At 71.4% G+C, this 19,158-nt stretch carries 12 protein-coding genes; 9 read left to right on the top strand and 3 right to left on the bottom strand.

Annotation, left to right across the window (positions count from 1 at the left end; all coding sequences use genetic code 11):
- Window positions 1-30 precede the first annotated feature (30 nt).
- The 5 genes from eccCa to KBX50_RS19520 all read left to right on the top strand — a co-directional run bounded on the left by eccCa (window position 31) and on the right by KBX50_RS19520 (window position 8,407).
- Window positions 31-3,993, top strand: coding sequence for a type VII secretion protein EccCa (eccCa, locus tag KBX50_RS19540; RefSeq protein WP_210938644.1), 3,963 nt, complete (start codon window positions 31-33; stop codon window positions 3,991-3,993).
- A gap of 131 nt (window positions 3,994-4,124) precedes the next feature.
- The gene (locus KBX50_RS19535; RefSeq protein WP_210938642.1) at window positions 4,125-4,745 is read left to right on the top strand and encodes a hypothetical protein; all 621 of its coding nucleotides are present in this window, start codon (window positions 4,125-4,127) and stop codon (window positions 4,743-4,745) included.
- A 31-nt stretch (window positions 4,746-4,776) separates the two neighbouring features.
- The gene (locus tag KBX50_RS19530) at window positions 4,777-6,522 is read left to right on the top strand and encodes a hypothetical protein (RefSeq protein WP_210938639.1); all 1,746 of its coding nucleotides are present in this window, start codon (window positions 4,777-4,779) and stop codon (window positions 6,520-6,522) included.
- A 106-nt stretch (window positions 6,523-6,628) separates the two neighbouring features.
- Complete coding sequence (locus KBX50_RS19525; protein ID WP_210938637.1) at window positions 6,629-7,921, top strand: S8 family serine peptidase; 1,293 nt, start codon at window positions 6,629-6,631, stop codon at window positions 7,919-7,921.
- A gap of 12 nt (window positions 7,922-7,933) precedes the next feature.
- Window positions 7,934-8,407, top strand: a complete 474-nt coding sequence (locus KBX50_RS19520; protein ID WP_210938636.1) for a hypothetical protein — start codon at window positions 7,934-7,936, stop codon at window positions 8,405-8,407.
- On the opposite strand, the gene KBX50_RS19515 is transcribed toward KBX50_RS19520, so the two are convergent.
- Genes KBX50_RS19515 through KBX50_RS19505 form a run of 3 tightly spaced genes read right to left on the bottom strand, consistent with a single transcriptional unit; the run spans window position 8,404 to window position 10,522 of the window.
- Window positions 8,404-9,663 carry an SseB family protein gene (locus KBX50_RS19515; protein WP_210938671.1) on the bottom strand — a complete coding sequence of 420 codons (1,260 nt, stop codon included), beginning with the start codon at window positions 9,661-9,663 and terminating at the stop codon, window positions 8,404-8,406. The genes KBX50_RS19520 and KBX50_RS19515 overlap by 4 nt on opposite strands.
- Window positions 9,657-10,142, bottom strand: coding sequence for an SUKH-3 domain-containing protein (locus KBX50_RS19510; protein WP_210938634.1), 486 nt, complete (start codon window positions 10,140-10,142; stop codon window positions 9,657-9,659). The genes KBX50_RS19515 and KBX50_RS19510 overlap by 7 nt, the downstream gene beginning before the upstream one ends.
- Window positions 10,139-10,522 (bottom strand): YwqJ-related putative deaminase, encoded by a 384-nt coding sequence (locus KBX50_RS19505; protein WP_093411155.1) that lies wholly within the window; start codon window positions 10,520-10,522, stop codon window positions 10,139-10,141. Before KBX50_RS19505 ends, KBX50_RS19510 begins: the two co-directional genes overlap by 4 nt.
- Before the next feature lie 187 nt (window positions 10,523-10,709).
- Between KBX50_RS19505 and KBX50_RS19500 the strand changes: the two genes are divergently transcribed.
- The 4 genes from KBX50_RS19500 to KBX50_RS19485 all read left to right on the top strand — a co-directional run bounded on the left by KBX50_RS19500 (window position 10,710) and on the right by KBX50_RS19485 (window position 19,113).
- A complete protein-coding gene (locus KBX50_RS19500; protein ID WP_210938631.1) occupies window positions 10,710-12,389 on the top strand; it encodes a right-handed parallel beta-helix repeat-containing protein in 1,680 nt (559 codons plus the stop codon).
- Between the two features lie 31 nt (window positions 12,390-12,420).
- On the top strand, window positions 12,421-13,908 hold the full coding sequence (eccE, locus tag KBX50_RS19495) for a type VII secretion protein EccE (protein ID WP_210938630.1): 1,488 nt from the start codon (window positions 12,421-12,423) through the stop codon (window positions 13,906-13,908).
- Window positions 13,905-14,597 carry a hypothetical protein gene (locus KBX50_RS19490; protein WP_210938629.1) on the top strand — a complete coding sequence of 231 codons (693 nt, stop codon included), beginning with the start codon at window positions 13,905-13,907 and terminating at the stop codon, window positions 14,595-14,597. The genes eccE and KBX50_RS19490 overlap by 4 nt, the downstream gene beginning before the upstream one ends.
- Window positions 14,598-14,727: 130 nt before the next feature.
- The gene (locus KBX50_RS19485) at window positions 14,728-19,113 is read left to right on the top strand and encodes an ExeM/NucH family extracellular endonuclease (RefSeq protein WP_247674027.1); all 4,386 of its coding nucleotides are present in this window, start codon (window positions 14,728-14,730) and stop codon (window positions 19,111-19,113) included.
- Window positions 19,114-19,158: the final 45 nt, after the last annotated feature.

Genomic DNA, 19,158 nt, shown 5'->3' with positions numbered 1-19,158 from the left:
GACCCAGGAGAGGCGACGGAGGTCTGCCACGTGAGCACGGTGGTCGTCAAGCGACCCGCCCGCCAGCCAGAGCCGGAGTATCCCTCCGGCGAGGTGCTGCTGGACGCGCCGCCCGAGGTGCCCGCGCCGAGCGGTAAGGCGTGGGGGCAGATGCTGATGCTGCTGCCGATGCTCGCCGGCTCGTTCGCGATGGCCCTGATGTTCGCCGGTCGAGGCGGGTCGACTCTCGGCTACGTCACCGGTGGCCTGTTCGGACTCTCCGCCATCGGAATGCTCGGGTCCCAGCTGGCCAACAACTCCGGCGGCCCGGGCAAGCAGGAGATGCTGCAGAAGCGCCGCGAGTACATGACGCATCTGTCCCGGCAGCGGCGTCGCGTACTCAAGACGATCCGTAAGCAGCGGGAGGCGGCTTTCTACCGGCACCCGGACCCGGACGTTCTCTGGTCCCTGCCGCTGGGGCCGCGGCTGTGGGAGCGGCGACGCGGCGACGTGGACTTCGCCACCGTACGCATCGGCCTCGGGCCGCAGGAACTGGCGACGCCGCTGGTGCCGCCACCGGCCACGTCGTTGGAGAAGCTGGAGCCGATGTGCGCGCTCGCGCTGCGCCGGTTCCTCACCACCTACGGCGAGGTACCGGACCTGCCGGTGACCATGGCGCTGAACGGATTCGCCCGGGTGCATCTGCGTGGCGACACCGAGGCGGCCCGGGGCATGGTCCGGGGGGTGCTCGCCCAGGCCACCGCGTTCCATGCGCCCGACGACATGCTCGTCGCGATCTGTGTGGCGTCGGACCGGCGGGCCGACTGGGAGTGGACGAAGTGGCTGCCGCACGCCCTGCACCCGTCGCGCACCGACGCGCTCGGCCAACTGCGCCTGGTGGCACCGTCGGTGACCGGTCTGGAGGCGATGCTCGACGACGTGCTGGCCAGCCGGCCCCGGTTCAACGCCAGTGGCGGTACGCCGCAGGTCGCCGGACCGCACGTGCTGGTGGTCATCGATGGTGGCGACACCGCCGGCTCGGATCACCTGATGACCGAGGGCGGGGTGGAGGGTGTCACCCTGCTCGACCTGTCCACGCCGGCACCGCGCCTGCTCGACCGGGCGCGGCTGGTGCTGGAGGTGTCGGCGGAGCGCCGGCTGCACAGCATCACGGTGGATGGTCCGGCCGAGATCGGCCGGGCCGACGACTGCCGGGTGGCCGAGCTTGAGGCGTTGGCCATGCAACTCGCCCCGCTGCGGCTTTCCGCCGCCTCCCGGGGCAGCGGCGACACGCCACTCACCACGGAGCTGGGCCTGGCCGAGCTGCTCGACATCGGCGATCCCTACGAGTTCGACGTGGATCGGGCGTGGCAGCCACGGCCCAACCGCGACAAGCTGCGGGTGCCGATCGGAGTGGGTGCCGACGGCGGGCCGGTGGAACTGGACCTGAAGGAGTCGGCGCAGGACGGCATGGGGCCGCACGGGCTGCTCATCGGCGCGACCGGCTCCGGCAAGTCGGAGCTGCTGCGCACCCTGGTGCTGGCGCTGGCGGCCACGCACTCCTCGGAGAGCCTCAACTTCGTGCTTGTCGACTTCAAGGGTGGTGCCACCTTCACCCGGCTGGACGGTCTGCCGCACACCAGTGCGGTGATCACCAACCTGGCCGACGAGCTGCCGCTGGTGGACCGGATGACGGACTCCATCAACGGCGAGTTGGTCCGTCGGCAGGAGCTGCTCCGCGCGGCCGGCAACTACGCCTCGCAGCGTGACTACGAGAAAGCCCGGGCGGCGGGTGCACCGCTGTCTCCGCTGCCGAGCCTGCTCATCATCTGTGACGAGTTCTCCGAACTGCTGACCGCCAAGCCCGACTTCATCGACATGTTCGTGCAGATCGGCCGGGTCGGTCGCTCGCTCGGCGTGCATCTGCTGCTGGCCAGCCAGCGTTTGGAGGAGGGTCGACTGCGGGGACTCGACACCCACCTGTCGTACCGGATCGGTCTGCGGACCTTCTCGGCGATGGAGTCCCGGGTGGTGTTGGGGGCCACCGACGCGTACGAGTTGCCCCGGTCGCCGGGGCACGGTTACCTGCGTTTCGGTACCGAGCCGCTGGTGCGGTTCAAGGCCGCGTACGTCTCCGGCACCTACCGCAGCAAGACCGCGGCGGCGGTCGCGGCCGGCGACGGTGAGGACCGGGTACGCGAGTACACCACGTCCTACGTCGCCCCGCCGGTGACCCGTACGCCCAAGGAGGAGACCGCACCCGAACCGACCGACGGGATGGGCGAAAGTGTGCTCGACATCCTGGTCGGTCGACTCGCCGGGCGAGGCAAGCCCGCGCACCAGGTGTGGCTTCCGCCGCTGGCCGAGCCGCCGACGCTGGACCAGTTGCTGCCTCCGATGACCGCGGATCCCGCCCGTGGCATCACCGTCGCGCACGCCGGCCTGCTCGGCGAGTTGCAGGTCGCGGTCGGCATCGTCGACAAGCCCTTCGACCAGCGTCGTGACGTGCTCTGGTTCGACCTGGCCGGTTCGGCCGGCCACGCGGTGATCGTCGGCGGTCCGCAGAGCGGCAAGAGCACCCTGCTGCGGACGGTCGTCACCGCCCTGGCGCTGACCCACACTCCGCGCGAGGCCCAGGTCTACTGCCTCGACCTGGGCAGCAGCGCCTTGTCGTCGCTGCGTGACCTGCCACATGTGGGCTCGGTGGCGACCCGCCTCGACTCCGGCCTGGTCCGGCGTACCGTGGCCGAACTGCAACTGCTGATGGGCGAGCGGGAGCGGCGATTCGCCGAGCGCGGGGTCGACTCGATGGGCGAGTACCGGCGGGCCCGGCGGCACGGCCAGCACGACGACGACCCGTTCGGCGACGTGTTCCTGGTCATCGATGGTTGGGCGACACTTCGGGCGGAGTTCGAGGACCTGGAACCAACGATCAACGACATCGCCAACCGAGGCCTGTCCTTCGGTATCCATCTGATCGTGACTGCGAGCCGTTGGATGGATCTGCGACCGGCCGTCCGGGACGTCTTCGGCACCCGGCTGGAGTTGCGGCTGGCCGACGCCAGCGACTCCAACCTGGACCGGCGGGCGGCGATGAACGTGCCGGAAAAGTCACCGGGCCGGGGCATCACCCCGGACGGGCAACAGTTCCTCGCGGCGCTGCCCCGGGCGGACAGCGCGCAGGAGACGGAGACCCTGCCCGAGGGCGCGCGGAAGTTGGTCACCGATCTGGCCGCCGCCTGGCAGGGGCCGGGAGCGCCGCCGATCCGGCTGCTGCCTCCCGTGGTGCCGTACGGCAGCCTGCCGAACACCGGCCGCCCGGGAATCCCCATCGGCATCGCCGAGGTGGACCTTCAGCCGGTGCAGGTGGACTTCGCCGCCGACCCGCACTTCATCCTGTTCGGTGACGGCGAATCGGGAAAGAGCACCTTCCTGCGGGCGCTGGCGCAGACCATCGTCGACCGCAACGAGTTGACCGAGGCTCGGCTCGTCATCGTCGACTACCGGCGCAGCCTGCTCGGCGACATCGACACGCCGCACCTGATCGGGTACGGGTCGACCGCGCAGGTCACCGAGAGCATCGTCGCCGAGGTGGCTGGGGTGATGCGCGACCGGCTGCCACCGCCGGACATCAACGCCGAACGGCTGCGGGCCCGCGACTGGTGGAAGGGTCCCGACCTGTACGTGCTGGTCGACGACTACGACCTGGTGGCCGGCGCGGGCAGCAACCCGCTGACACCGCTGCTGGAGTTCCTGCCCCAGGCTCGGGACATCGGCCTGCACGTGGTCATCGCCCGGCGTACCGGCGGTGCCAGTCGGGCGCTCTACGAGCCGGTGCTGATGCGGCTGCGGGAGATCAGCACGCCCGGCATCGTGATGTCCGGCAACCGGGACGAGGGGGTGCTGCTCGGCACCGTCCGGCCCGGGCCGCTGCCACCGGGGCGGGGCTGGCTGGTGTCGCGGCGTGGTGGTACCCGGTTGGTGCAGCTGGTGCACCTTCCGCCACGCGCTTGAGCCCGGTACGGGGTTGCCTGATCAGGCTACTGTCGGCCAGAGTGGACTCACGGTGCGCGGCTACAGGCCCCCGACACGTCGGAGGGGACAGCAGCCGCGCCGGCATCGTGTGAGCTGACGGGGGAGGGAACATGGGCGACGAGTGGCTCGTCGACGAACAGATCGACGTCGACATCCAGCAGCTGAAGGACTTCGCGCTGGCCATCCAGCGGGAGATGGAGACCAACTTCCAGCCCAGCTTCGACAACGGCCTGCGCCCCATGCTCACGGTGCAGGCACCGTTCGGTGGCGGCGGGATGAAGGAAGCCGCGTTCTTCCGGGGCCGGCACGACGAGAGCCGGATGTCCATCTCCCACCTTATGGGCGACGTGATGAAGGGCCTGGCCGCGCTCAGCATGGCCGCGATGTCCATCTCGGCGGAGTATCTGACCGGGGACGCGCTGGCCCAGGCCACCAACGACGACGTCTACAACGCGTTCTCCGCCGTCGACGGTCAGGACACGCTCAGCGGCCGATGGCAGGAGGGTGCGGAGAATCCGGCCGAGGCGGTGCCGGAGGCGGCGCTGAACCCGGAGCCGATGAATCCCTACTACGGACTCGACGCCTGCCCCACCGGGGAGCAGAGCGAGGAGACCCCGGAGTGGGCGCGGGCGGAGGTCGTCGGTGAGGGCTCGGGCACGTATCTGATCCACGGTGACGGCGAGCGCATGCACGACGACGATCTCCAGCTGAACCAGTCGGATCTCCGGTGACGGTGTCAGGGGCGAGGCCTGAGGAGCGGGGATGAGTGACGACTACTACGGCTGGCAGCCGGTCAGCTATCCGATGCACTCCGGGGTGTCGGACGACTACGCCGCCGAGCGAGCCGCCGGGGCCACGCCGTACGAGCCGACGGCCTGGGACTCGGTGAACATCGAGCAGATGTGGGAGTACGTCCGCAAGGAGAGTGACGAGCGGACGACGGCACTCGCCGACATGTGGCGGCGAGCGGCGAGCCTGCTGCAGACCACTCGGGACAATCTCAAGCGCCATGCCGACTCCCTGGACGCCCGCTGGCAGTCGCCCGCGGCACGGGTCTTCATGTCCCGCGTGGGTGCCACGCTGCACTCGCTCGACGAGTGGAAGGAGGTGGCCAGCAACAACGCCACCGGCCTCGACCAGCTCGCCAGCAAGATCGGGACTGCCCAGCGGGAGATGAAGACGCTCTGGGAGGAGTACCGGGCCGAGCAGATCCGGCAGGGGGAGCGCCGGACCAACGACGAGGGCGTCCAGGCTGTCGACCTCGTCGAATGGGTCCCCGGTGTCACAGGCAACGACGCCAAGTCGTACGAGGACGTGCAGAACGAGTACCACCAGCGCGCCAAGAACATCACCAAGCCGCTGGCGGACCTCTACATCGACGTCTACATCTCCAATATCTCCCGGGGCGGGAAGTTCAAGGGCCCGACGGACGCGGTGATCACCAATCCGTCGAACGTGCCCCGCCCTGGTGCCCCGGGGGCGCCACCGCCCGGCGCACCCGTGAACGGGGCCGCCCCGAACCGTCCGGCCATGCCCACCCGGCCGGATATGCCGACTCGACCCGGTGGGGCCGACGCGCCGACGGGTGCGGCACCACCGCCGCCACCGAATCTTCCGGAGGGCGTCGGCCTGGCGGGTGGTGCCGCCGCGCCGGTCGCCCCACCGCCGACCGCACCGCCGGTGACCACCGCACCCACGGCACCCGTGACTCCCGGTCCGGTGGTGCCGCCGGTGGCCCCGCCCGGGCCGCGACCGGGCAACCCTGGGCTGAACGCACCGAACTCAGCGCGCCCGAACGCACCGAGGACCACCCTGCCGGGTGCGGGCGGTCCCGGCGCGCCCGGTGGCCGTGGGCCGGGGCCCAACCGGCCCACCCTTCCTGGTGCCGGCGGCCCGGGCAGTGGGTCCGGGGCACCGGGTGGCCGGAAAAGTCCCGCGCCGAGCCGCCCGACCTTGCCCGGCAACACCGGCGCTGGCGCTCCCGGCGGTGGCCGGGGTCGACCGGGTCTGGGCAACCGGCCGGGAGGCTCGGCCACTCCGCCGCCGTCGAGTCCGCGGCTGCCCGGCTCCACCGCCCGCCCGAGTCAGCGCGGTGCCGCCCCGGGACGGCCTGCCGCACCTCCGCCGAGCCTCGGCGGTCAAAGGGGTGCCGCGCCGGGCGGGCCGCCCAAGGCCAGCGCTCCGCCGAGCGGCAAATCGGCCGCCGGTAAGCCGGTGACCGGCGGAGGCGCTGCCGGTGCCCGACCCGATCTGAGCGGACGTGCCGCTGCGGGCACCGGGCGACCTGCGCCGGCGACGGGGCCGGCTCCGTCGCTGGGCGGTCGGCGCGGCGGTCCAACGACCCCGTCTCCACGCAAGGGTGCACCCCGCGACGCAGAGCAGGAGACCTGGGAGTACGGCGACGGTGACGACGAGTTGTGGGTCACCGAGTCGTCCGCCGCTGGTGTGGTGGAGGCCCCTGTCGAACACCGCCCCCGGGAGCAGGGCAGGACGCTCGGCCAGAGCTGACCGCAGTCGGGCCGGTCACCCAACCCTGGGTGGTCGGCCCGTACCATGCGGTGACCGTCTATTCGCAGCCGTCCCCGTGGCGGCGCGCAGAGGAAGGCTGACGGGCATGCGTGTCCTCACCCGATCGGCAGCCGCCGCGCTCACCACCGCGAGCGTTCTGGCGGCCGTCGCCCTGCCCGCCGCGCCCGCCCACGCCGACTCCGTCCGCGAGAGGTCCTGGCACGTCAAGAGCCTGGAACTGGCCGACCTCCACGACATCACCAAGGGTGAGGGCGTCACCGTGGCAGTGGTCGACACCGGAGTGGACGCGACACACCCGGATCTTCGCGGCAACGTCCTGCCCGGCGTCGACCTCTACGACGACGGCACCAAGGGCCGCCTCGACCGTCAGGGACACGGCACCGGCATGGCCTCACTGATCGCCGGTCGCGGGCACGGCCCTGGCGGCCGTGACGGGGTGCTCGGCGTGGCACCGATGGCCAAAATCCTTCCAGTGGCGATCCAGAAAGACGGCGCCCCGTTGATCGCACCGACGGCCCTCGCCGCCGGCATCAACTGGGCGATCGACGCCGGTGCCGACGTGATCAACGTTTCCCTGTCCAGCAGCTTCAACGAGGAGCTGAACCGGGCGGTCGAGCGCGCCTACCAGAACAACGTGATCGTGGTCGCCGCGGCCGGTAACGACGACCAGATCCTCGTCGGCGCGCCGGCCTCGCATCCCGGCAGCATCGCCGTCAACGCTGTCGACCACAAGGGCGTCATCAGCAAGAAAGGTTCGGTACCGGGAACCTTGGACCTACCGATCAGCATCGCCGCCCCCGGTCAGGACATGACGATGGCTCGCCCCGGTGGCCGGTACATCACCGCGACCGGCAGCAGCAGCGCCACCGCGATCGTCTCCGGTGCGGTGGCGCTGATCAAGGCCGAGTACCCGGACCTGAGCGCGTACCAGACGTTCCAGCGGCTGCTTGAGACCACCAGGGACGCCGGTGAGCCGGGCCGCGACGAGTACTACGGCTGGGGCGTACTCGACCTGCGGGAGGCGTTGACCGGCGAACCCGACGGGCGTGGCAGCCGCATCGCGGCAACCGGCGAGCCGGAGATCGACGAGGCGCTCGCTGCCGCGCGAGCAGCCGGAAGTGACGGTCCCGACTACACGGAAATCGTGATCGTTGTGCTGGTCTGGGTGGTCTTCCTGGCCATGCTCGTCGGCGGAGTGGTGGCCGTCGTCAAGCTCCGTCGCCGCCGAGACACCAGCCTGGCCGCAGAGCCCGCGCTCGCCGGCAGTGGGCCTGCCGCGCCGTCAACGCCGGGCGGGGCGGTCGGCTCGACCGATCAGACCTTGTCTGATCCCGCTCGGGCCGGTGACGCCGCCTGGCGCCGCCCGTCGAATGAGTAGGAGGACGGACAGGTGCTGAACGCGTCAGCGGAGTCCGGCTCCGCGTCCATGCCGAAGCCGCGTCGGCGACCTGTCGTCGTCATCATCGCCGCCCTGCTGATGGTGCCCTCGATCGTCATCTGGCTGATCGCCGGGGTCGCCTTCTTCCTGGCGATGCTGCGTACCGAGGGCGACGGGCTGGGCAAGTTCCTGGTGGTGGGCATCGGTGCTGGCGTACTGGCGATCGCGTTGCTGGTGGTGCTGCTCGCGTCAATGGGGATTTTCATGGCCTGGACGGGCGACAACGCGGCCGGGCTGGCCGTGCCGGCCGGGTTCACCTTCGGACTCTTCGTCGTGGTCATCGTCACGCTGCTGGCGCAGGGCAAGCTCAGCTATCACCCGACGATGGTCACGCCGCTGGTGGTGGGCGGGCTGGCCGGCGTGTCGCTCATTCTGATCAAGAGTCCACCGGCGCGGGCCTGGTTCGCCAGCCGCGCTAGCGGCTAAGCCGGGGACCAGCGGCGGCCAGTGGCGTCGAAACGAGCCAGCAGCTCGTCCCGGCCATCGGCGTGCAGGCAGTGCAGTTCGGTCCCGTCCGGTACGACGAGCGACTCCATTCGGGGCTGCCCCTGACCCCATTCCTCGGGCGTCGCCTCGCCGGGGGGCCAGCGCAGCACCGCCACCCATTCGTCCGACTCCTCGAACGGAGACCCCTCACCGAGCAGCCCCAGCCGTCGGTACAGCCGGATCGGGGTGTCCCGTCCGGGTCCGTGCCAGGCGTGCACCAGCCCGGCCGCCCGGTCGTACCCGTCGTCCAGGTAGGACGTCAGGTAGCGGTGCGGGATGACCAGTTGCAGCAGCAGCGGCGCGCTGGGGTCGGGCCCGTCGTCGTCGGCGGCCTCCGGTGCCGGACGGGGCACCGGTACGCCCACCGTCGACGGGTCGGCGTATCTTGCCGTGTCGCGGCGCAGCTGCTCCTGCTCGGCCGCGTTGTTGATCACCTGTCGCAGCTCGCCGAGCCAGTCCCGCAACGTCAGCAGCGCCTCGCCGGGAAGCGCCGCCGCCAGCGGCGTCTCCGGGTTGAGCAGCAGCTGCCAGGAGAGGTCCGGCCAGTGGTCGGTGAGCTGAAGACTGCTGACCACCACCAGATCACGATCGCCGAGCGCCTGTCGCAGGCGGGCTTCCGAGCTGAACACCGGCAGGCTGGCGCGGCCCCGCTCGTCGGGGACGACCCACCACGGAAAGTCCGGATCGGACAGGTCTCGCGTCGCTGAACCCGCCGGATCCACCGGCAGCACCAGCTCGGCCCGGAGCAGGGCGGACATCAGGGCGTTCGGGTCCTGCCGCCGGACCGCCTCGCGGAGCGGCCGCTCGGCCTCCACCACCGGCGCGGTCAGGGCCCGAAGCTCGTCGGCGGTCAGGCGAATGCCGATCGGCAGGCCGGCGTTGATCGCCAGCAGCCATTCGTCGTCGGGCCACTCGACGGCGATGTCGACGAGACCCGACACCCGGTAACTCACCGACCGGCCGGGCATCCCAGCGGCGATGGCCGCCGGTGACGTGTACCCGAGCACGTGGGTGACGCCCTCGTGCTGGGCGGTCGGCCACGCCATCGTCTCCCGTCCGGCCGCCGCAGCGGGCGACACGGGCAGCAGCAGCGGACCGGCGACGAGTTCGGTGAGGAATCCTTCCCGGTCGTCGGCCTCGACGGCGGCCAGCAGCGCCCGCTCAGCGGCCGTGGTCGGCTGCCAGCCGGTCACCAGGTGCCGTCCGCGCGTACCCGCTGGGGGCGACGACCCAGCACCAGTGTGGTGAGTGCCTCGTCGAGATCGGCACCGAGGAACCAGTCCCCGGTGTGGTCCAGCACGAACACCCGGCCATGCTGGTCGAGAGCCAGAATGCCGGTGCCGTCGCCCTCCTCGCCGAGCGGGCTCAGTGGCGCGCCGATCGCCTCGGCAAGCTCGGCGAGGGTCTCCACCGAATGTCGTACCAGGAACGGGTCGAGGTGGAACTCGCTGGGTGCGACCTGTTCACCCTCACCCTGCGGCCTCACCCGCAGCCCACCGAACTCGGCGTACGCCTCGATCGCCCGCGCCGTCACGGTGTGCTGGCGACCGCCGGGCGTGGCGTGAGCGGCGATCCGCAGTCCCCACTCGCGGCCCCGGCTCTCGTCGGAGCGGTCGGGCGACCAGCCGGCGGCGGCGAGGGTCTGCGCCACCAGGGGCGGAAAGCGTTCGCTCATGTCAGCGCCTCCACGCCGAACCAGTCCAGCAGGGCGGCGCAGGAGCGACAGGGCGGCTGAACCTCGCCGTGGCGCGGGTCGCCCTCCTCCCGTACCCGGGTGACCCGGACTTTCGCGCCCCAGAGCAGCGCGCGGGACCGGGCGGCGTCGAGCGGTGGCCCGCCGGCCTCGGCGGCGTAGAGCCGGTCGGAGATCAGCACCGCCTCGGCGCACCAGCCGGCGTAGCGCTCGCGCTGCTCGACCGGCAGTCCGTGCAGGAAACGCCGGACGACCGGATGCAGGTCAGGGGTCAGGTCGCCGCGTACCGAGGTGTGTGTGTGGACGGTGCCGTCGGCCAGCAGCGCACCGGCCGCCAGCGGCAGCATCCGTGGCTGCGCCATCCGTCCTCCCGGTTGTCGACAGGGGATTCCCGGCGAGGTTTCGCCCGGCCCGCAGGCGAGCCTAACCGTCACCGTCCGTCCGACGGGGGTGGTGTCCGGGCACCACTGGCATCGAGGGGCTCACACCGCGTCGACCGGCTGGGATATCGTCGGTCCCGCCCCCTCTTCGCCGTCCAGAGCCGGAGCCATGACGCGCACCCTTCTCGTCTCCCCGGATCAGCCCGGTGCCTACCCGTCCATCGGTGAGGCACTGGCGGTGGCCAGCGACGACACGGTCGTCTCGGTCAGCCCCGGCACCTACCACGAGGCCCTGTTCGTCAACGACCGCGGCATCAGTGTGGTCGCCGCGCAGGGCCCGGGCACGGTCACCATCGACGCGTCCTCCGGGACGTACCCGACGGTGTCCTGCAACTCCGGCCGGTTGGAGCTACGCGACCTGGTCCTGAAGGCCGGTGACGCGCCGGTCGTGGTGGCGGACCGGGCGAAGCTCACCATGACCGGCTGCGAGTTGAGCGCCGGTTTCGGCGCGGCGATCCAGGTGGCCGGCCGCTCGGAGTTCACACTGAGCCGCTGCCGGGTGACCGGCGGACGGTACGGCCTGGTGGTGGAGGATTCCGACGGCAGCGTCGAGGGATGTGAGTTCACCGACCTCAGCGAGGACGGCATCATCGTGCGGATCGGCGCCGCCCCGACCATCCGCACCAGCACGGTGACCCGCTGCGGCAACCGGGGCATCTACATCTACCAGTACGGCCGACCCACCATCGAGACCTGCGACATCTCCCAGACCGGGCAGGCCGGTGTGGCGGTGGTCCATCAGAGCGCTCCGGTGCTGCGTCGCTGCCGGATCCGCGACACCCGCGGGCCGGCGGTCTCCTTCGCCCGGGGCTGCCGCGGCAGCGTCGAGGAGTGCACCACGGAGAACACCGGCCAGCCGGCGATCGAGATCGCCGAGGGGGCCGACCCGACCATCGTCGAGGGCACCGTCAACCGTAAGGCTGCCTTCGGCGCCGACGCCGCCCGCGCCACCACCGGTCAGGACGCCGCCCGGGTGGAGAAGCTGCTGGGCGAGCTGGCTGCCATGGTCGGCCTGGAATCGGTGAAGGAGGAGGTCCGCGCCCTCATCGACGAGATCCAGGTCAACGAGTGGCGGCGCAGTGCGGGGCTGCCCGTCGGCGCGGTCAGCCACCACCTGATCTTCGCGGGTGCTCCCGGCACCGGTAAGACCACGGTGGCGCGCATCTACGGCGACCTGCTGGCGGCGCTGGGCGCACTGCCCGGCGGTGCCTTCCGCGAGGTCTCGCGACGTGACCTGGTCGGTCAGTACATCGGCCACACCGCCGAGAAGACCGCCGCCGCGTTCGAGCTGGCGCGCGGCGGCGTGCTCTTCATCGATGAGGCGTACACCCTGTCCCGGTCGTCGGGCACGGGCGGCGACTTCGGGCAGGAGGCCATCGACACGCTGGTCAAGCTCATGGAGGATCACCGCGACGAGATCGCGGTGATCGCGGCCGGCTACACCGGCGAGATGTTGCAGTTCCTCGACGCCAACCCCGGTCTGGCCTCCCGCTTCGCCAAGACGGTGGAGTTCGGCAACTACTCCCCGGAGCAGTTGGTCGTCATCGTGGAGCGGATGGCCGGCGGCGACGAATACCTCCTCGCCGATGGCGTCTCCGAGGTGCTCCGCGAGCACTTCGGCACCATCGAACGGGACCAGAACTTCGGCAACGCCCGGGAAGCGCGCAAGCTCTTCGAGGGTGTCCGTAAGGCGCAGGCGCAGCGGTTGCGCCAGTCCGGGCAACGTCCGAGCCTCGACGAGCTGCGGACCGTGACCGTGGCCGACGTACGCACCGCGATCGGGCGATGACGATGCCGCGCTGGTCAGGGAGGGACGTGCGGTGACGCATCCGGGTGCGGCTCAGCCGGGCGAGCCGGGTTGGCAGCATCACCCGGGGGCGGCGGCACCGCCGCCACAGCAGCGCACGCCCCCGCAGCAGGGCGCAGCGCCGGCACCGACGCTCGGCGGTACCGGGCCCGGCCACACCTGGGCGACCCAGCGTGGGCAGGGGCGGGCCACGGTCGGCACCGCGTACACCAGTCGGGCCGCCGCCGCGGCATCGAGCGCCGTCGCCGCGCCCACCGCCCGGACGCCGGAGAGCCGGGCCGGAGCGCAGGCCACGGCCGCCCCGACGGGACAGGCCGTCGCCGAAGGCGCGGCCGGGGACTCCGCGGCGATTCCGGTCGTACGCCCACACCGACGGCAGCCGCGCGTCGCTGGGATCCACGTGGCCCAACTCGTGGCCTGGCAGGCCGGTGCGGCGGCGGTGCTGGCGGCCACGCCGCACGGCCTGCCGCTGACCGTCGCCGTGGCCGCCGCCACGGTGCTGGTGCTCGCTCCGACGATGGTGCGCCACCAGGGCCGATGGCTTCACCAGTGGCTGGCGGTGTGGTGGGCGTACCGGGGGCGGAGCCGACGACTGGTCGGTGCCGGGCCCGACGGCCCATGGCAGCTGCTGAGCCACCTGGAGAGCACCGTCGAGCTGGATCAGGTCGAGATCGACGATCAGCCGGCCGTGCTGCTGACCCACCGGGGCGGGCTCAGCGCGGTGCTGGAGGTCGATCCGACCGAGGGCGCGCTGCTCATGGGGGCCCCGCAGGCCCTGCCCTCGCCGGTGGCGCTGCTACCGGCGGCCGACCCGAAGACGCCCGTCGTGACGGTGCAGGTGCTGATCCAGGTGACACCGGCGCCACGCGCCCGCGCGGCGGCGGTCGACCGCGCGTACCGCGAACTGACGAACGGTGGCGTCCCGGCCAGCCGGCAGGCGTGGGTGGTGCTCCACGCGCCGCGTACCCCCGATTTTCACGCCGACCGCGACCTGCGGCCGGCGCTCACCGCGGCGATCCGCCGGACTCGGCGTCAGCTGCGGCAGGAACGGGCGACGGCCCGTCTGCTGAACCGGGACGAGGTGCTTGCCGCGGTCGCCCAGCTGACCCATCTCACCGGGGGCGCGACCGGCAGCACCGACCGCCCGTTGGCCCGGGAAGGCTGGCGCAGCTGGACGGTTCAGGGTGTCCCGCAGAGCTGTCATCGACTGCTCGCCTGGCCCAGTCGGGCGTGGCAGATCGACCCGCTGCTGCGTGGCATACCCGCCGCGGCTGGCGTGGTGTCCATCTCGGTGGCTCGGGAGAATGACCGCCCTGGTGACGACGACGCTCTGGTGGAGGTGGCGTTCCGGCTCATCGGCGCCGACCCGGCCGCACTGGCCACCGCCGATCGCGCACTCGACCAGGCGATCCGCGATCACGGTGGTCGCCTGCAGAGACTCGACGGCGAGCACGCCCACGGCGTGGCCGCCACCCTGCCGTTGGGAGGCTTCCTGCGATGAACGGTGTCGCCTTTCCCGGCAGTCGGATGGGGCTGCACGTCGCGGACGGTGCGTCCGTCGCCGGGCTACGGCTGGTCGCCGGTGGCGGCGGGCTGGTCGTCGGCCGGAACCGTCAGCAGGAGCCGGTGGGGCTGCGGGTGTTCCGGGCCGAGCCGACCCGGCTGATGCTGACCGGCGGGGTACGCGCCGCCGAGCTGCTCGCCTTCCGGTCACTGGCGCTCGGCGCCCGGTTGTTCGTGCAGACCGCCCGGGAGCAGGAGTGGGACGCCTTCCTGCGACGCTGCGTGATCGGCCGGGAGATCGCCTCGTTCCTGCCGCCCGGTGTTGCTCCGCCGGTGCCGGCCACACCTACCGAACCACAGCTCGTGGTGATCGACACTGGTCCGGTGACCGGGCCGGACACCAATCTCAGCGCGCCCTGGCGGGCCACCCTGGTGGTCCGCGACGACCTGGCCGGCTGGGACGTCGAGGTTCTGGTCCGCAGCGACATCGTGGTGCTTCAGCGGCTCACCGAGGCCGAGGCGGCCACCGCCGCGACCGCCCTCGGGCTGGCCAGCGTGCAGAGCTGGTTCACCCAGTTGCATCCGGAGATGGTCGGCCTGATCACCAAGGGCAAGGTGCAGTGGGTGATGCTCAGCATGACCGGCACCGAGCGGCAGCTGATCGGCCCGGTCGCCCGGGGCGGCTGAGCTACCCGGTCCTGCCGCCCCGGGCGGCTGAGCTACCCGGTCTTTGCCGCATTGGTACACCTGGTGGCTCCCGCATGGACACCGGTGCCGCTTATCCTCCGACGGTCTACTCCCTTCGGAGGCCGCATACATGCAGCGCGCAAGAAGTACCCGACTACTCACAATCCCGGGCGTACTGGTCACCGCCACCACGCTCATCCTCTCGGGTGGCACCACCGCCTTCGCGGACCCGGCGCCCACCACGCCGTTCATCAGTGAGATCCACTACGACAACGTCGGCGCGGACACCGGCGAGGCGATCGAGGTCGAGGGGCCGGTCGGCTTCGACCTGACCGGCTGGCAGATCGTCCTGTACAACGGCGCCAACGGCGCGGCGTACGACACCAGGACGTTGACCGGCGTGCTGCCGGCCGCCGGCGTGATCGTCGAGACGTATCCGTCGAACGGTATCCAGAACGGCTCACCCGACGGCGTCGCGCTCGTCGCGCCCGACGGTGACGTCGCCGAGTTCCTGACCTACGAGGGCACCTTCACTGCGGTAGGTGGGCCGGCGGACGGCCGGGACGGCGTCGACGTCGGCGTGCAGGAGACCGCGTCGACCCCGACAGGCCACTCCCTCCAGAAGATCGAGGGCAGTTGGCAGGCACCCGCGGCGAGCACCTTCGGAGTGCGCAACGCCGCGTCGGACCCGGACCCGGACCCGGACCCGGACCCGGACCCGACCGGCTGCACCGTCACCGTCGACCACACCATCGCCGAGGTGCAGGGCACCGGCGCGGCCACGCCGCTGGCCGGCAGCCGGGTGACCGTGGAGGGCATCGTCACCGCCGACCACCGCACCGGTGGTTACAACGGGGTGTACGTGCAGACGGCGGGCAGCGGCGCCGAGCGCCCGGTCGCCGCCGGAAGCGCCTCGGACGGCATCTTCGTGTACCTCACCACCAACACCGCGAACCACCCGTCGGTCGCGATCGGCGACCGGGTCCGGGTCAGCGGTACGGCGAGCGAGTTCAACGGTCTCACCCAGCTGACCATCGCGGCCCGGACCGACGTCCAGGTCTGCGAGCAGGGCGCACCGCTGCCGGCACCGGTCCCGGTCGAGCTGCCGCTGGACGAGGCCGCTCGCGAGTCGGTCGAGTCGATGCTGGTGGCACCGGTCGGCGCGTACGCCGTCTCGGAGGTGTACAACACCAACCGGTACGGCGAGGTGGCGCTCGCCGCCGGCGACCAGCCGGCCCGGACGCCGACCGACGTGGCCCGTCCCGGCTCGGACACCGCGCTGGCCCTGGCCACCGAGAACAAGCTGCGGCGCCTGCTGGTGGACGACGGCCGGACGACGAACCTGGCCACCGCCGGGCTGCTGCCGCCGTACGTCTCGCCGACCAGCCCGTTGCGGGTCGGTGACCAGGTGGAGACGTTCGGCCCGTCGGTGCTGTCGTACGGCTTCAACGAGTGGCGTCTACAGCCGACCCGCCCGGTCGACGCGGACACCGCGCCGGCCGCCCGGACCACGTTCAAGACCACCAACCCGCGTACCGCCGGACCCGTCGACGTCGGCGGCGACCTGCGGGTGGCCAGCTTCAACGTGTTGAACTACTTCGTCCACTTCGGCGGCGACGCCCGGGGTGCGGCCGACGAGGCGGCGCTGGCCAAGCAGGAAGCGAAGATCGTTTCGGCGATCACCGCGCTGAACGCCGACGTGGTCGCGCTGGAGGAGATCGAGAACTCGGTCCGGTTCAACGCCGAGGATCCGCAACAGGCCCTCAAGCGTCTGGTCGCCGCCCTGAACAGCGAGGACGGCGCGGGCACCTGGGACTACGTCCGCACTCCGACCGAGCTGCCCGGCGCGACCGAGCAGGACGTCATCACCACCGCGATCATCTTCAAGCCGGCCAAGGTGCAGCCGAAGGGCCCGTCGCGGTCGGTGAACGACGAGACGGTGTGGTCCAACGCGCGCGAGCCGATCGCGCAGACGTTCACCGCCGGTTCGGTGGACTTCATCGTGGTGGCCAACCACTTCAAGTCCAAGAGTGGTGCCGGTAGCGGTGACAACGCCGATGCCGGGGACGGTCAGGGCGGATGGAACGGCGACCGGGTCCGGCAGGCCGCGGCGCTTGCCGCCTTCGTGGATCAGGTCAAGACGGACAGCGAGACCGACAACGTGCTGCTCCTGGGTGACTTCAACGCATACACCCAGGAGGACCCGATGCAGGTCCTCTACGAGGAGGACTACCGCAACCTCAACAGCACCGGGAAGACCAGCTACGTCTTCAACGGTGAGTCCGGCTCACTGGACCACGCCCTCGCCTCGCCGTCGCTGGAGTCGCGGGTCACCGGGGTCGACGTCTGGCAGATCAACGCGGTCGAGTCGTACGCCTTCCAGTACGACGGCCTGGCCGCGTTCTTCGCGCCGGACCCGTACCGGGCCAGCGACCACAACCCGCTGGTGGTTGGCATCGACACCGGTTCCGGCACCGGCCCGGTGGACCTGCAACTGCTGAGCATCAACGACTTCCACGGCCGACTGGAGTCACCAGCCACCGTGGGAGGTCAGCCGGTCGGCGGTGCGGCTCAGGTAGCCGGTCTGGTGAACCAGCTGCGGGCGGAGAACCCGAACACCGCGTTCGTCTCCGCCGGTGACAACATCGGCGCCTCCACCTTCATCTCGGCGATCGACGAGGACAACCCGACGATCGACGCGTTGAACCAGGCCGGCCTGCTCGCTTCGGCGGTGGGCAACCACGAGTTCGACAAGGGCATGGCGGACCTGACCGGCCGGGTGACCGACCGGGCCGACTTCCCCCACCTGGGCGCCAACGTGTACCGCGGTGACACCCGGGCGCTGCCGGCGTACTCGGTGGACACCATCGGCGGCGTCCGCGTCGGGTTCATCGGCGTGGTCACCGAGCAGACCGCCTCGCTGGTCAGCCCGGACGGCATCGCCGGCATCACCTTCCGCGACCCGGTCGCAGAAGCCAATCTCGTCGCCGGCCAGCTCAAGGACGGCAACCCGGACAACGGCGAGGCGGAGGTGGTGGTGCTGCTCGCGCACGAGGGCGCCGCGACCGAGAACATCGACTCCCCGGAGGCGTTGGCGAACGACCCGGTCTTCGGCGAATTCACCCGCGCCGACGCCGCGATCGACGTCATCTTCAGCGGGCACACCCACCAGCCGTACGCCTTCGAGGTGCCGGTGCCCGGCACCGACAAGCTGCGGCCGATCGTGCAGGCCGAGGACTACGGCAAGCGTCTGGGCAAGGTCACGCTGACCTTCGACCCGGAGGCGGGCTCGATCACCGCCGCCGACGCGTCCCTGGTGGACGTCGTCGGCGCACCGCAGGACCCGGCGGTGGCGGAGATCGTGGCCGCGGCGAAGGTCCGGGCGCAGGACTTGGGTCAGCGAAAGCTCGGTGAGATCACCGCCGACATCCGGCGGGCCTACACCGACGGCAACGAGGATCGGGGCAAGGAGTCGGCGCTTGGCAACTTCATCGCCGACGTGCAGCTCGCCGGTACCCGTGCCGCCGGTCGAGGTGGGGCGCAGATCGCGTTCATGAACCCGGGCGGTCTGCGGGCCGACCTGCTGTACGGCGAGGACGGCACGGTGACCTACGCCGAGGCCTTCGCCGTCCAGCCGTTCGCCAACGACGTGGTCACCAAGACCTACACCGGTGCCGAGATCAAGCAGGTGCTGGAGCAGCAGTGGCAGCCGGCGGGCGCGTCCCGCCCGGTGCTGTGGCTCGGTGTGTCGGAGGGCTTCAGCTACACCTACGACCCGGAGGCCGCACAGGGCTCGCGGATCACCTCGATGGAGCTGAACGGCACGCCGATCGACCCGACGGGCAGCTACCGGGTGACGGTGAACTCGTTCCTCGCCGCCGGCGGGGACAACTTCACCACCCTGGGTGGGGGCACCAACCCGGTGACCACCGGCGACAACGACCTCACCATGCTGGTGAGCTACTTCGCCGCCAACTCACCGGTGACCGCGGACACCGAACCACGGTCGTCGGTCGGGCAGGGCGGGCCGCAGTGCACCACCACGATCACCGGCAAGCACTCCAAGCCGCTGCTCGTGACCACCGGCCTGACCTGCGTGGAGGACGCCACGATCGCCGGCCCCGTGTCGATCGCCGCGGGGGCCTCGCTGCGGGTGACCGGCGGCACGATCAACGGTCCGGTGTCCGCCACCCGGCCCGTGCTGTTCGAGTTGTCGGGCACGAAGGTCTCCGGTCCGGTCACGGTGGCCGGCACCACCGGCGATCTGAAGATCAGCAAGGCCCGGATCCACGGGCCGCTGTCGCTGGTGGCCAACCTCGGCGGGGTACGGGTCGACGGGGTCACCGTGAGCGGCCCGGTGGTGGTGACGGGCAACGCCGGCAGCCAGCCGGTGGTCGTGGCCGCCAACACCATCAGCGGCCCGCTGGCCTGCTCCGGCAACACGCCCGCCCCGGTGAACGAGGGTCGGCCGAACACGGTGCGGGGCCCGGCGGCGGGTCAGTGCGCACGCCTGTGACCGCTGGGTGACAACGCCGGTCCGCGGTCGGAGCTGTTCCGGCCG

Origin of the sequence: Micromonospora sp. C51, assembly GCF_018070435.1 — a bacterium.
Classification (GTDB): Bacteria; Actinomycetota; Actinomycetes; order Mycobacteriales; family Micromonosporaceae; genus Micromonospora; species Micromonospora sediminimaris.
The sequence above is the reverse complement of the archived record's forward strand: the minus strand, read 5'-3'. Positions and strand labels throughout refer to the sequence as shown.